This window comes from Paracraurococcus ruber, from assembly GCF_004353985.1.
Lineage (GTDB): Bacteria > Pseudomonadota > Alphaproteobacteria > Acetobacterales > Acetobacteraceae > Paracraurococcus > Paracraurococcus ruber.
In genome coordinates this window covers 1-13,345 of sequence record NZ_SMOA01000159.1, presented here as the reverse complement: position 1 = coordinate 13,345, position 13,345 = coordinate 1, and the positions used below count along the sequence as shown (strand labels likewise).

General features: G+C 69.7%; 16 protein-coding genes, 1 tRNA gene and 1 pseudogene. 6 read left to right on the top strand and 12 right to left on the bottom strand.

The window, feature by feature from the left end:
• From tnpB to E2C05_RS21735, 3 genes are all read right to left on the bottom strand, one after another.
• A partial coding sequence (tnpB, locus tag E2C05_RS21745; RefSeq protein WP_133221747.1) for an IS66 family insertion sequence element accessory protein TnpB occupies positions 1-267 on the bottom strand: 267 nt, incomplete at its 3' end.
• Positions 267-692: an IS66-like element accessory protein TnpA gene (tnpA, locus tag E2C05_RS21740; protein ID WP_158292290.1), complete on the bottom strand. Its 426-nt coding sequence runs from the start codon at positions 690-692 to the stop codon at positions 267-269. The genes tnpA and tnpB, both read right to left, overlap by 1 nt.
• Before the next feature lie 62 nt (positions 693-754).
• Positions 755-928 carry a transposase gene (locus tag E2C05_RS21735; protein ID WP_133221745.1) on the bottom strand — a complete coding sequence of 58 codons (174 nt, stop codon included), beginning with the start codon at positions 926-928 and terminating at the stop codon, positions 755-757.
• 286 nt (positions 929-1,214) lie between these two features.
• Here E2C05_RS21735 and E2C05_RS21730 point away from each other — a divergent pair, with 286 nt between their 5' ends.
• The 4 genes and pseudogenes from E2C05_RS21730 (at position 1,215) to E2C05_RS21720 (ending at position 4,678) form a co-directional block, all read left to right on the top strand.
• Positions 1,215-1,826, top strand: coding sequence for a hypothetical protein (locus E2C05_RS21730; RefSeq protein ID WP_133221744.1), 612 nt, complete (start codon positions 1,215-1,217; stop codon positions 1,824-1,826).
• Positions 1,827-2,025: 199 nt separating this feature from the next.
• A pseudogene (locus E2C05_RS34755) lies at positions 2,026-2,766 on the top strand (DNA topoisomerase); the annotation flags it as partial.
• Between the two features lie 169 nt (positions 2,767-2,935).
• Positions 2,936-4,204: a DNA topoisomerase gene (locus E2C05_RS34750; protein WP_240046824.1), complete on the top strand. Its 1,269-nt coding sequence runs from the start codon at positions 2,936-2,938 to the stop codon at positions 4,202-4,204.
• A 39-nt stretch (positions 4,205-4,243) separates the two neighbouring features.
• The gene (locus E2C05_RS21720; protein ID WP_133221743.1) at positions 4,244-4,678 is read left to right on the top strand and encodes a secondary thiamine-phosphate synthase enzyme YjbQ; all 435 of its coding nucleotides are present in this window, start codon (positions 4,244-4,246) and stop codon (positions 4,676-4,678) included.
• A gap of 13 nt (positions 4,679-4,691) precedes the next feature.
• Here the strand turns inward: E2C05_RS21720 and E2C05_RS21715 are convergent, their stop codons facing one another.
• A complete protein-coding gene (locus E2C05_RS21715; protein WP_158292289.1) occupies positions 4,692-6,215 on the bottom strand; it encodes a hypothetical protein in 1,524 nt (507 codons plus the stop codon).
• Here E2C05_RS21715 and E2C05_RS35565 point away from each other — a divergent pair.
• Positions 6,123-6,596: a DksA/TraR family C4-type zinc finger protein gene (locus E2C05_RS35565; RefSeq protein WP_456306515.1), complete on the top strand. Its 474-nt coding sequence runs from the start codon at positions 6,123-6,125 to the stop codon at positions 6,594-6,596. The two genes, E2C05_RS21715 and E2C05_RS35565, sit on opposite strands and share 93 nt — an antisense overlap.
• A gap of 482 nt (positions 6,597-7,078) precedes the next feature.
• Here the strand turns inward: E2C05_RS35565 and E2C05_RS21705 are convergent.
• The 7 genes from E2C05_RS21705 to E2C05_RS21675 all read right to left on the bottom strand — a co-directional run bounded on the left by E2C05_RS21705 (position 7,079) and on the right by E2C05_RS21675 (position 11,143).
• A tRNA-Gly gene (locus E2C05_RS21705) sits at positions 7,079-7,153 on the bottom strand.
• An 84-nt stretch (positions 7,154-7,237) separates the two neighbouring features.
• Complete coding sequence (locus E2C05_RS21700) at positions 7,238-7,717, bottom strand: GlcG/HbpS family heme-binding protein (protein ID WP_133221740.1); 480 nt, start codon at positions 7,715-7,717, stop codon at positions 7,238-7,240.
• Positions 7,714-8,028 (bottom strand): 2Fe-2S iron-sulfur cluster-binding protein, encoded by a 315-nt coding sequence (locus tag E2C05_RS21695; protein ID WP_133221739.1) that lies wholly within the window; start codon positions 8,026-8,028, stop codon positions 7,714-7,716. The genes E2C05_RS21700 and E2C05_RS21695 overlap by 4 nt, the downstream gene beginning before the upstream one ends.
• Positions 8,025-8,336, bottom strand: a complete 312-nt coding sequence (locus tag E2C05_RS21690) for a ferredoxin (protein WP_133221738.1) — start codon at positions 8,334-8,336, stop codon at positions 8,025-8,027. The genes E2C05_RS21695 and E2C05_RS21690 overlap by 4 nt, the downstream gene beginning before the upstream one ends.
• 3 nt (positions 8,337-8,339) lie before the next feature.
• On the bottom strand, positions 8,340-8,666 hold the full coding sequence (locus tag E2C05_RS21685; protein WP_133221737.1) for a 2Fe-2S iron-sulfur cluster-binding protein: 327 nt from the start codon (positions 8,664-8,666) through the stop codon (positions 8,340-8,342).
• Positions 8,667-8,720: 54 nt separating this feature from the next.
• The gene (locus E2C05_RS21680; protein WP_133221736.1) at positions 8,721-9,464 is read right to left on the bottom strand and encodes a TenA family transcriptional regulator; all 744 of its coding nucleotides are present in this window, start codon (positions 9,462-9,464) and stop codon (positions 8,721-8,723) included.
• A gap of 134 nt (positions 9,465-9,598) precedes the next feature.
• Entirely contained in the window at positions 9,599-11,143 is a 1,545-nt protein-coding gene (locus E2C05_RS21675; RefSeq protein WP_200305936.1) for a hypothetical protein, read from the bottom strand.
• A 268-nt stretch (positions 11,144-11,411) separates the two neighbouring features.
• Here E2C05_RS21675 and E2C05_RS21670 point away from each other — a divergent pair, with 268 nt between their 5' ends.
• The gene (locus E2C05_RS21670; RefSeq protein WP_133221734.1) at positions 11,412-12,104 is read left to right on the top strand and encodes a GntR family transcriptional regulator; all 693 of its coding nucleotides are present in this window, start codon (positions 11,412-11,414) and stop codon (positions 12,102-12,104) included.
• Positions 12,105-12,133: 29 nt separating this feature from the next.
• On the opposite strand, the gene E2C05_RS21665 is transcribed toward E2C05_RS21670, so the two are convergent.
• The coding region (locus tag E2C05_RS21665; RefSeq protein ID WP_205082957.1) for an MFS transporter at positions 12,134-13,345 on the bottom strand (1,212 nt) is incomplete at its 5' end.

Sequence of the window (13,345 nt, the reverse complement as noted above, 5' to 3'; positions counted from 1 at the left end):
CCGGCCTACGGCGCGTGAAGGAGCGCCGGCCGAAGAATCTTCAAGGGTATCAGAGAGATGTCGCCATGCGGCTGCCAGGTCTCTGAGGGAAAGGATGCAGAATGTCGCGCGATCGCCGCGCTTGCCGCGGAACAGGAACAGGTGGCCCGAGAACGGGTCGGCCTGCAGCACCGTCTGCACCTGCGCCGCCAGCCCGTCGAAGCCCTTGCGCATGTCCGTCGCGCCGAGCGCGAGGTGAACGCGCACCCCAGCATGCAGCGCCAGCATCAGACGTCCAGCGCCGCCGCCAGCCGACCCAGCACCTCGGGTCGGATCGCCTCGGACACCCGCAGCACCCGGCCGTTCGACAGCACCACCTCCACCATCGCCACCGATTTGGCAGCGCGCTCGCCAGACCCGCGCGGCGATGGTGGTGGGCACGACGGCTCCTTCGGCAACGCGCCCTCCACGACGCGGACCGGCACCAGGGCCGGGGCCGCCTCGGCACGCACCACGCCCGGCATCGTCCCCTCGCGCACCTGGCGCCGCCACTCGAACAGCAGGCTCCGGCTCATGCCATGCCGGTCCGCCACCGCCGCAACCGATGCGCCAGGCCGCGACACCTCCTCCACCAACGCCAGCTTCTGCTCCAGCGTCCAGCGGCGACGACGCGCCACCACGCTGATCACCTCGCCCAACCGACCGTCCGGCACCGCCCTTACCCCTAGGCTTACGGGCGGCAACGGACACCCGTGCCACCCAGCAGCCGGGCAGGTCAGCCGATCAGGGCACCGCGCTGGAAGGCAGCCGAGGGACGACGCTTACGGACGGACTGCTCAATGCCAAGCTCCTGAGATAGCTGCGACAGCGGTCGGTCGCTGCTCTCCAGCAGCGCCACCGTCTCCGCCTTGAACTCGTCCGTGAAGTTCCGCCTCGTCTTGCCGGCCATCGGGACACCTCGCTCCGCTCGAGCTTAGCAGCGGCGTCCACCAGCAGAGGGGAGGTCCATACATTGTCTCGCCTCGCACCCCGCTCGACAGAGTCTACCGCTGGAGCAGCGTCAGGATCGGGCCCAAGCACGTAGACCAGGAGATCGATGGATGGCCGGTCGGAGACATGGACCACTTGCCGGCTCGGCACTGAAGCTTGCGCGGTCCTGATGCCGAGCGGATCGGCATTGATCTGGCCAATCCTGCAGCGCAAGCTGCGGCGCAGGAAGCACGAAGGACAGACCAATGGCTGAGACGCTCGTCTTTCCCGGCACCGTCGAGTGGTCCGGAGAAAACCCGGGCATCTCGCTGAAGGAGGCGCCGGACGGCCCCTTCACGACCCTTGCGTCGTTCTTCCGCGTGGTGCTCTCGCCTCACGGCCGTGGGCACGCCTTGGTGTTGCTGCTGTCGCCGCAGAGTGCAAATCCACCGACAGACAGCGCGAATATCTGCCTGACCGACAATGAGCCGTTGGCGCGCTGGCTGGTCGCCAACTACGTGTCGCACTTCGGGGCCTGGCGCGGACTTCCGGGGCTCGCAGCTCTCCAGTATCGCCGGCTCGACAGCGTTTCAACGGAAGGCGATGCAATCACCCGCTACGCCGAGATCGTTTGGGCGGGCGATCTCGAAGTGAGGTTGGAGTGGTCCGGCCTAGGTCGGCCATTCTGCTTTGCATTGGCGCCCGAGCAATCCGCCACCGGCCGTCACCATATGCCGAGCCTATTCGTGGGCTGCGATGCGGCAAGCGTGACTGTGAGCGGGCAACGGCGACCCGGGGCGCCCATACCGCGCGAGATCGCCGGGCATCGCATCTCGACCGCCATGTTGGCCTTTTCGGAAACATGGATCCGCGTCTGATGCCAGCGACCGCCACTCCGAAGGATCCATGTTATGGCGCAGGCCAGGTCGTCTCGATCGAAACCTGAGCGCGCCCGAACATCCGGCGGTGGTAGCACGGCCACTGCGGCGGCATTCGCGCGTGGGTGCTGAGGCTAAGCCCGTGAAAGAGGCATAGCCTCGCTCTGCTGGAACCTATAGAGAACATGCGGAGCCCCGCATGACTGACCAGATCGTCATTACGGAGAAGACCAGCCAGGCGAAGGACGTCAGGGCGGCTGTCGGCGGCCGATACGGAGCGATCCTGCCGGCCGAAGGTCACCTCTTCGACCTCGTCGAGCCCGAGGAGGTATCGGCCGACTGGAAGCGCTGGACAGCGGTGCTGCTCCGCCCGGACGGCCTCTACGGCACCAAGCCCGCTACGGGCGGCAACAAGGCGCCGAAGCTCAAAGCCATACGCGACGCGCTGCGGGGCGCAAAGCGGGTCTGGCTCGCCACCGACTGCGACCGGGAAGGCCAACTCATTGGCCAGGAGATCCTGGAGCACTACGGGTACCGGGGCACGGTCATGCGGGTGATCTTCACCGCCCAGGACCCACAGACCATCCGCGACGCTTTCGCTCGCGCCAAGCCCAATGCCGAGTTCGCCCGCCTGTATGCTGCCGCGGTCGCGAGGCGGCAGGCCGACCAGATCTACAACCTGTCCCTAACCCGCACAGCGACGGTGACGCTGGCCCGCGGCGCGCGGACCGTGATCGGCGTCGGGCGTGTGAAGACCCCGACCCTGGCCATCGTCTGCAAGCGCGAGCTGGAAATCCGCAACTTCGTCCCGCAGGCCTATTTCGAGGTGGTCGCCACCGCCAATGCCGAAGCCGGGCAGTTCCGGATGCGGTATGCACCCAAGGAGCGGATCCTCCGGCGCGCGGATGCCGAGGCGATTGCCGCGGCCGCCGAGGGGTTCGCCGGTCCGCTCGGCGTGCGGGTCGAGGACAAGCGGCAACCCCCGCCGCGACTGCACGATCTGCCCGGTGCCCGAGCCGCCGGTCATCCGCCGCGGCGCGGGCGGGCACTTCCACGACAAGGGCTTGGCGGGGGCCAGCCACCATGCCGTCATCCCCAACGTCAACACGGTGGACACGCTGCGCGAGGTCTGGCCGCGGCTTACGGGCGACGAGCGGCGGCTGTTCGACGTGATCGCCCGGTCCTACCTGGCGGCGATGATGCCCGACTTCCGCTACCGGCAGACCACCACCACCCTCGATGTCGGCGGGCACCTGTTCCGCGCCGCTGGGCGGCAGCCGATCGAGCTCGGCTGGCGTGCGGCCTTTCCGGACTGGCAGCCGGCCGAGGAGAAGGGTGAGGAGGCACAGGTGCTGCCCACCTTCCGGCATGGCGAGACGGCCACGCTGCGCGACGCCGCGGTCGAGGACAAGGAGACCCGGCCGCCGCCGCGCTACAACGAGGGTACCCTGATCGAGGCGATGCAGAATGCCTGGCGCTTCGTCGCTGATGAGGCGCTGCAGGAGCGGCTGAAGGAGGCCAAGGGCATCGGCACGCCGGCGACCCGGGCCGAGATCATCCGTGGGCTCAAGGCGCAGGAGTTCCTGACGGCCGATGGCAAGCACATCGTGCCCACGGACCGCGGCCTGGCACTGTTCGCCGTGCTGGAGAAGGCCGATCCGGCACTGGTCGACCCCGGTGTGACCGCGCAGATGGAGCGCCTGCTCGACGAGGTGCTGGTCGGGCAGCAGGAGATGGTCGGGGCGATCGACGCCGTCTGCGCCCAGGCCAGCCGGATCATTGGCCGTCTGCAGGAAGGCGCTGGCGCCGTTGACGCGGCGCTGCTGGGCGGTGTCGCCCGTCCGGCTGGCCCGGACCGGCCACCGACGCCGGCGATGAAGGGTTTCGTCGACAGCCTTGCCCGGCAGAAGGGGCTCAAGCCGCCGCAGGGCTACACCACGTCGGGCGCCGCCTGCCGCGCCTTCCTCGACCAGCACGCGCCCAAGAAGGACGGAGCACAGGCGCCGGCCAATGTTGGGGGTGGGCGACCACGGCCCGCCCGGAAGGCTGTGGCGAACAGGCGCCTGCCGGATCAACGTGCTGCCGATGGGTCGGCAGCGGAGGTCGGGTCGGAGCCAGGCGACGGACGTGGCAAGCCGGGCCGGAAGGCGGTTGTCCGGGAACTGAAAGCCAGCGCAGGGAAACCGCGAGCGACACGACCCAGCAAGACCAAGTCGGAGCTTCGGTCTCCAGATGCCCTCGATGGCGATACGCCGCTGCGCATCCCCTTCGGCAACAAGGAGGCGGCGCTTCAGCTCGGTGCCCGCTATCGCGCTGGAGGCTGGTACGCGCCAGCGGGTGTCGATCTCGCCGGCTTCCGCGAACGCGGATGGCTATGACGGGCAATGTCGGAACCGGCTGGCCGGAGAGGATAATCTATGGAACAACGGTTGCATCGCATCGAAATTGAGACGCGTGGACGCGGCCTTGTGGCCATCACCGATCAGGTTTGCGGCTGGGCAGAGTGCCAAGGATTCGCCACGGGCCTGCTGACCATCTGGTGCCGGCACACTTCAGCATCGCTGCTGGTCCAAGAAAATGCGTCGCCGGACGTCCAGGCTGACCTGGAAGACTTTTTCCGGCGCCTTGTGCCTGATAGTGGCAACAGCCGATACCGGCACGAGGACGAGGGGCCTGACGACATGCCGGCCCACATTCGCGCCGCATTGACACAGACCCAACTCTCGATCCCGGTCGCCGATCGCCGACTGGTGCTCGGGACCTGGCAGGGCGTCTATCTCTACGAGCACCGAACCAACCCGCACCGGCGCGAGCTTATCCTGCATCTCATCGGCGAGCCTTCTCCGAAATAGGTCAGCGGCAGCCTCAATGGCGTAGCCCTTCGACCCCCAACTCTCGCCACATCCAACCGAAATCATACTCGCCAATCGGGTCCCCAGCCGGGCGCTTCGCCGAGTGGTTCTCCAGCGTCTTGAGCCAGGCCACAACCTTCTCACGCCCCTTCGGTGACTTCGCCGCCGCACGGGGCGTCTTGCCACCAAGAGATGGGATCGGCTGGTCAATGATGTTCCGGTAATGGTCCTCCAGGGTCTGCCGGATCAGTGCGCGCTCATCGTTTGGCGACAGGCCGCTTGGCTCCGGGGGCGGCCGCTCGGCCGCCAGCATCTGTTCGAGGTCGGTCCGCTCGATGAGTGGCGGTCCAACCAGGCCGGACAGCGCAGGCTTGAGCATCGCCCGGCCGCGCTCCGCCCGGGCGGTGGAGTTCGCCTCCAGAAACAGGCGACGGCCATTCAGTGCCAAGGTGCCGAGCACCAAGGACCCGTCCTCCATCGTGCTGAAGAAGGTTTGGGCCTTTCCCCGACGCGCCGAGGTCTGCGGCTTCACCCCGGGCGCGTCCAACCAGTTCCAGAAGCCCGGGTTTTCCTGCTGGAGTGCCGGGACAGCGGCCAGCGCAGTGCGGATCTGCTCGGACTTGACGCCCGCCAGCAAGGGGAAGTGCAGCGTGGTGAAGTCGAGCGGGTCACCCTCGCTGTTGACCAGGTCCGGCCGATTCCGGCCCTGGGCCGCCTGGAGCGCTGCATCGAGCCAGAAATTCGTGACCATGAAGGTGGCGCCGGCGAGCAGCAGATCCGGTGTCATCATGCCGGCCAGGGTCTTCGCGTCCGTCTCGATACCGAACGCCTGCGCGACCTTGGCGAATTCGCGGGGCGCCTTCGTCCCGGCCTTCCGGAGCGATGCAAGCACCGCCTCGCTGGTGTCGTGGTCGAAGGGCATCAGTGTGCCGCTAATGATGGCGCCCTCGCGCAGCGGGATCACCCGCGTGGCGACGCGGTCCCATTGTCGCAGCCCTTGAGAGCCCAGCTTCTCCGAAACGCGCACTGGATCGCCGCCGCGCACCAGGTCGCGCAGCTGCATCGATTCACCCGGAACAAGCCCGCCTACCTCATAGAGGCTGATCGTCGACCGGCGCAGGCCGGCGATGTACTCACGTGTAGACGCGCCCTCTTTCCAGCCGCGCCGGCGAAGATAATCGTCCGCGAGATTGCGGCCGTCGGGCAGGTCGGTGGCGATCAGATCCTCGAAGGCCGCACCCCAGACGACCGTGGCAGCATCGTCGCCGAGGACATCTGCGATCTCCTGCCTATCGGTACCTGCGGCTGCGCAGGCCTTGGCGGTGTGGCGATCGAGGAACTCGGACAGAGCGTTCCGCCAATCTTCCCGCTTGGCCCAGGCGATCAACCCGGCGATGCCGTGTGGCGTGGACAGGGTAACTGCCTTCGATCCGGGTGAACGCTGATGGTCTACCGGGGCACCGGGGAGAGGCAAGAGGTTGAGGGAAGCGAGCGAGATTCGCGCTCCGAGACTCGACCGGCAGGCGATCGACAGCACTGGTCCTGGCCCTGGGCACCCGTCCGGCGAGACCGCCAGTTTTCAGGCCAGGGCCACTTTGGCCGTGACGGCCTCAACCCCATTTCTGGTGGGGTCAAATCGAGAGGAACAACGGACATGGCGACAGGCTGGGCGCCAGACGGCGCCGTGCAGGATCAGATCGACGACACAGTCACGGACGGCGTCCTCCGAGTAAGGGCGTCGATGCCGGTGGGCGTGAGCCAGACGCATTGCGATGAGTGCGGCGAAGAAATTTCGGAAGCGCGACGGCTGGCGATCCGAGGCGTTCGGACGTGCGTACCTTGTCAGTCGGAGCGTGACCGCAGGCCTGTTAGCTTTGGCATAAACCGTCGAGGCAGCAAGGACAGCCAGCTGAAGTAGCGTCGCCCTCCTGCAGACAGCATTATGTCTAGCCTGCGTGCTGGGCGCGATCGCTCTGGTAGTCCGGCAGCCCGCGGCACCTCCAGCGCTGGAGACGCGTCAACAGGCCGACTAACCGGTGCCAGTGGTCCAGACAGACACGGGAGTGCCGTCGAGACCGACGCTGATGGATTATTGGGGCTCTGCGATGAGCGACAGCTTGGGGGCGGAGAACGTGATCTGGTTCGCTGCTTTGACTGGCCGGCGATGGGCGTAATGAATGAAGGGCCAGTGCCCCGCCCAAAGATCGTGTTATTTCAATGCGCTAAAGCTTGAGGGTTGAATCGCCCTACCCTCAAGGTTCGGAGAGTCTCCGGCATTTCGGAGAGAAAACGGGCGCTTGTTCCGCCCTTGCATCATCAAGATCGCGGCGGAAAACGGCCGGGAACATGGGCGTTTGGGCCCTGTGCCGACTAGGAGAGACAGGTTGCGAGGAGACCGACTGGAGCGGGCGAAGGGATTCGAACCCTCGACCCCAACCTTGGCAAGGTTGTGCTCTACCCCTGAGCTACGCCCGCGCCCCGTCGTCGGTGGAGGCCGCTTTTAACAGCCGCCGCCGGCTTTGCAAGCGCCCCGCCCGAAAAATCCGCCTTGGTCCCCGGCTATCGCTTGATGTCGGCCTCGACCACCACCCGGTGCCCGGCCGGGCCCAGCAGGTCGCGCAGCGCCGCCAGGCCGGCCAGGCCGCAGGCGATGTCCTGCTCTCCATTGCCGCCCGACAGGCCGATGCCCCCGACCACGGCGCCATCCACCACGATGGGAAAGCCACCGACGAAGACCGCGAAGCGCCCCTCGAAGCTCCACTGGATCCCGAAGGCCTCGTTTCCCGGCAGGGCCGGGCCGTTCGGCGGGGTGTTGAACAGGTGGGTCGACCGCTTGTGGCAGGCTGCCGTGAAGGCTTTGTTCCAGGCGATCTGCGGTCCGGTCACCCGGGCACCGTCCATCCGCTCCAGCGCCAGGGGGTAGCCGCCCTCGTCGCAGATGCAGACCGTCTCCGGCACCTGGATGGCGTTTGCCTTGCCGATGGCGCCTGCAACCATCGCCCGCGCCTCGGCCAGTTCCAGCTTGAAGACCTGCTTCATCCCTCGTTCTTCCTCACGCCCGTTGCCGGCGGCGGCCAGGACACGCTGACATCCCCGGTCACGAAGGTCTGGCAGGCCATGCGCCAGCCCTCGGCGAATTGCGCCTCGGTCAGGTGCTTGCGCTCCTTCGGCTTGATCGCGTCGGCATGCTCGGCCCCCTGCTCGATCCGGCACTTGCAGGTGCCGCAGATGCCGCCGCCGCATTTGAAGGGGATGCCGCCCTTCTCCCGCAACGAGATGCGCAGCAGGTTGCTGTTCTCCGGCGCCTGCACCGCCTTGCCCTCGTTCGAGAGGAAGGTGACGGTGATCATGCGCCCGCCGCGACAGGCACGGGCCGCAGCGCCGCGCGCACGCTGCCGAAGGCGGTCAGGTGCTCCAGCTCCCGCCGCGCCGCCTCCAGGCTCTCGTAGCGGCCGAGGAATTTCGTCGGCACCAGGTTCAGCACCGGCGGCTCCGCCTCGTCGATCACGCGGATCTTCGTCTCCTGCTCCAGCGCCGCGATGACGAAGCGCGCCTTCGGCCGCTCGCCGAACAGGTAGTCATAGGCCTCGACCGGCCGCACGCCCGCCACCGGTTCGGTGCGGAACTGGCCGGGCTTGCTGGTCAGGATCACGTACATGGGTCAGCTCCTCGGCGCGGGCGGTGGCGGCGTCACGCCGTCCTGCGTCAGCGTGATGTCGCGATGCAGCCAGAGCTGGCAGGCCAGCCGCTGGCCCTGGGCCAGGCGGTCCTCGCCCAGCACCTTCTGCTCCTTCCAGTTGGGCGCCGGCAGCGCCTCGGCGCCCGCCAGGACCTGGCAGGTGCATTTGCCGCACTTGCCCATGCCGCAGCCGTATTTCAGATGCGGCCAGGGGAATTTCCGGATGCCCGCGCGGACGACCAGGTTGGTGTTGTCGGCCATCTCCTCGGAGAAGGCCTCCCCGCCCTTGCGGAAGGTGACGATCGGCATGCGTGTCCCGGGAAAGGACGCGGGGCGCCCGAGGGCGTCCCGCGCCGTGCAGCCTCAGGCGGCGAGCGGCAGGTCGAGGCCGAGCGCCGAGAGCGGCAGGTCCTTCTCGACATAGTCGCGGTACAGCGCGGTGGTGTACAGCAGCCGCATCTCCGCCCCGATCTCGCAGATCTTCAGGCAGCGCTGCTGCAGTTCCACCGTGTTCGCGTGCTCCAGCACGATCTGGTAGCCGCGCTCGCCATGGATCTCGTCGGACACGATGTGCAGGTCGAAGAACTCCACCTCCTCGTCGGTGAAGCCGTATGTCTCCCGCAGGGTCGGGGTCTGCCGGCGGTAGATGCTGGGCACCTGGCTCTCCAGGCCCACCACCAGCCCGGCGACGGCGACGATCGGGTCCTCCCGCATCGCCACCGCATAGCACCAGCTCTGCAGGGCGCGGGTGGTGGCGGACATGTTGTCCTCGTCCTGCACCCGCGCGCGGGTGGTGCCGCAGGATTCGGCGAAGCGGATCAGCAGGTCGGTGTGCCGGTCCCCGCCGATCTCCTCCTCGTACATGTTGGCCAGCAGGAAGTCCTTCGCCTCAACGTACCTGGCCGGCATGCGGGCATAGACATAGCCCAGGTAGTCGGCGAAGGGCCCGACATAGTGGTAGTGGTTCTCCGCCCAGCGGGCCAGGTGCGCGCGGGACAGCTTGCCGGTCGCCCAGGCGATGCTGAAGGGCGACTTGTTGGCGCTCCTGCCCTTGATGGCGTTCTCGAGCGCGGTGCGGAACTCGTCCTGGTTCATCAACTCGGGCATGGCGTTCGCTCCTCTACTGGGGTGCGCGTGGATCGACCGGATCGCGCGGCGGCGTGCGGGCCGCGGGGCGTCGATCCGCTCGACAAACTCAGTTGGGCGCCGCCTGCGCGTTCAGCCAAACGCGCAGACATGCCCTAGAACAGCAGCACGGCAAGCAGGGTGGACAGGATCAGCCCGGCGCAGACCGGCAGGAACAGCATGCGTGCGAGGTCGAGCACCGGCACGCGGCAGAAGCCCGCGACGGCGATGAGGGAGGACCAGGCGATCAGCGTGCCGCCGCCGGTCCAGACCGCGCCCATCTGCCCGATGGCCGCGAGCGTGGAGGGATGCAGCCCGGCCACCGGCCCCAGCGCGCCGGACAGCGCCCCGGTCAGCGGCAGGCCGGCGAAGCCGGACCCGTCGATGCCGGTGATCATGCCCACCAGCAGCACGGCGAAGGCGACCACGGTCGGGTTCTGCGGGATCAGGTGGTCGAAGGCGCGGATCACCTCGAACAGCAGGTCCGGGCCCTGGGTGCCGGCGGGCAGCCCCAGGATGGCGCCGGAGAACTCCCCGGCGCCCAGGAAGAAGAAGCCGGCGATCGGCAGCACCGTGCCCATGGCGCGGAAGGAGAAGACCAGGCCGTCGATGATGTGGTCGGCGGCGGTGTGCATGGCCTTCGCCCCGTCCGCGGCGAAGCTCGCCACCAGCATCATCAGCGCCGCCGTGCCGCCGACCAGCGCCGCGGCGTCGCCGCCCTTCAGTTCCGGCAGGCCCGGGAAGACCTTGGGCGCCAGCATGAACAGGATCAGCGCGCCGAACACCACCGGCGTGGCGATGGCCAGCACGCCGCACCAGCGGGCCGCCGGCGCCGCCGCCAGCGTGCCGCCGCCGGCCAGCGCCGCCTCGCCCTCGACGCCTTCGGCCGCCTGCAGCGCCAGCACCGACTTGTCGAAGGATCCGATCTTGGGCGCCACCGTCTCGCGCTGACCGGCCAGGCTGTCCGCCAGGCTGGCGCCGCCCTGCCAGCGGTCCAGGTGGCGCTGCGACGGCGCGCGGATCTGCGCCCGCACCGCCAGGTAGCCGAGGCCGAGCGCGACCGCGCCGGTGATCAGCGACAGCACCAGCGCCTTGTCGGCGACCATCGCCGCCGCATCCGGGATGCCGGCGGCGCGGGCGCTGATGCCGGGCGCGACGCGGATGACGTAGTCCGAGGACAGCGCCATGCCCTGGCCGGCGATGGCGATCGCCATCGCCGCGCCCATGGGCGGCAGCCCGGCGACCAGCGCCGCCGGCAGCAGGGTGGCGGCCACCAGCGGCACCGCCGGGGTCGGCCAGAAGAACAGCGAGATCAGGTAGGTGACGCCGGCCACCACCAGGAAGCCGACATGGCCGTTGGTCATCACCCGGCGGAAGGGCCGCACCATCTGCTGGTCGGCGCCCAGCGCCCGCAGCGCGTTCAGCAGCGACGTCATCAGCGCGATGACGAGGAAGATGCTGAACAGCTCCTTCGCCGCGACGAGGGACCCGTTGAAGACCGCGATGGTGGCGCCGGTCAGGCTGCCGGAGAAGGTGGCGGCGACGGCGAAGGTGGCGAGGATGGCGGGCACGACGACATTCGCCCGCAGCACCATGGAAAGCACGATGGCGACCACGCCGAAGAGGTAGACGGCATGCACCGACCCGAGCTGGACTTCCATGCGCACCCCGTCGTCCGGCGCCGCCGCGCGGGCGCCCTGGCGACCCGCCGAGGCGGCGGATGCCAGGATCGTCGTATACGGAGCCCCGGCCTGTCAACGCCCCTTCGCGGGTCTTCCGGCCTCGGGGGCGCGGATTTCGCAGGCCTGGCCGCTTCCTCCGCCCTCGGGCCAACAGGCCGGCCACCCGCCACCGGATTGTCCGTATACGGCAAGCCGATGCAGACCCATACTTGCCCTGCGCCGCCGCGCCGGACATGACGCCAGCCGCATGAGCAGACCGCAACCCATCATCCCGGACCCGCCCGCCGCCGCCCCGGCCCGCCAGCCGCTCAGCCAGCAGGCGCTGCGGCATCTGCGGGAAGCGATCCTGGCCGGCCGCCTTGCCCCCGGGGACCGGCTGGTGGAGGAGCGGCTGTCGGCCGAGCTGGGCATGTCCCGCGTGCCGATCCGCGAGGCCATCAAGCAGCTTTTGGTCGAAGGCCTGGCGGAGCCGGCGGAGACTGCGCCCGGCGGCCGCGGCGTGCAGGTCGCCGCCCTCTCCCCCGCGCTGGCGGCGGAGCTGATCGAGGTGCGGGCGGTGCTGGAGGGGCTGAATGCCCGCCTCGCCGCCCGCAACCCGGCCCCCGGCAAGCCGCCGCGCATCGCCGCGCTGCTGGCCCGCGGCGCCCTTCTGTCCGCCGGCAGCCCGCCGGCGGAGCTGGCGGCGCTGAACGCCGAGTACCACGCGCTGCTGGCCGAGGCCGGGGCCAACCGCGTGCTGCAGGAACTGATGCGCCCGCTGCGCGAGCGGACGGAGCTGGTCTTCCGCCGCAACAGCACGGAACGCGCCGCGCTGGACTGGCAGGAGCACGCGCTGATCCTGCAGGCGGTGGCGGAGGGCGACGAGGAGCTGGCGGCGCTGCTCGCCGCCCGGCATGTCCGCCGCGCCGCCCGGGCCCCGAACACCCAGGGCAACGGCTGATCCCTCGGCGCCCGGCGCGCCCGGATGCGTCAGCCGGCCGGTCGCAGCCGCCGCGCCAGCAGCGCCGCCGCCGCCAGCGCCAGCGCGATGCCGGCGACGCAGCCCGGCCAGCCCCAGGCCATGAAGGCCCAGCCGAGCGCGGCGCTGCCGGCCAGGCCGCCGGCGAAGTAGCTGGCCAGGTAGAGGCCGCTGGCGGCGCCATGGTCGGTCTCCGCCGCGCGGTTCACCTGCCCGGTCGCCACCGCCTGGGCGAGGAAGCTGCCGGCCGCCACCAGCACCAGCCCGGCCAGCACCGCCGGCAGCCAGGGCAGCAGCAGCGGCGGCAGGCCGAGACCGGCGACGCCGAGGCCGCCCGTCAGCGCCGCCGGCCCGCCGAGCCGCGCCACCGCCCGCCCGGCCAGCGGCGTGGTCAGCATCGCCGGCAGGAAGACCAGGTAGACCAGCCCCAGCTGCATCCGCCCCAGGCCGAAGGGCGGCGCCACCAGGGCGAAATTCACATAGGTGAAGCAGCCGATGAAGGCGAAGAGGATGCAGAAGCCCAGCCCGAACCCGGCCCGCAGCCGCGGATTGCGCAGGTGCCGGCGCCAGGCGGCGGGCATCGCCGTCCCCGGCACCGGGGAGGTTGCCGGGACAGCCGCCGCCGCATCGCGCCCCAGCGTCGCCCGGACCAGCACGGCGCCGGCCAGGTTCAGCAGGGCGAAGGCGTAGAAATTCCTGGCGAGGCCGAGATGCTCCGCCAGCCCGGCGGCGACCAGCCGCCCCACCAGGTTGCTGGCGACGTTGCCGGTGACATAGGCGGCGAAGGCGCCGGCCGCCTCGGCCGCGCTGCACCGCTCGCCCAGATGCGCGAGCGTCAGGGTGAAGGCCGCCGCCATGCAGAGGCCCTGCGCCACGCGCAGCGCGGCGAAGCTGGCGAGGCCGGGCGCCGTCGCCAGCAGGGCGGTCGGGACCGACAGCAGCAGCAGGCTGGCGACGATGGCCCGCCGCCGGTCGATGCGCCGGCCGAGCAGCGCGACGCCGAGGCAGGCGATGGCCATGCCCAGCGTCCCGGCATTCACCGCCGTGCCCATCGCCCCCGCGCTGACGTCGTAATGCGCGGCGAGGCTCGGCAGGACGGCCTGGGCGGCGAACAGGTCCACCAGCGTCAGGAAGGCGGTCAGGGCGATGAGGACGCCGCGCCGCACCGCGCCCGGCGCGGCCATCGGCGCCGGCGCCGCGGCGGTCATCGCCATGGCGCGGGC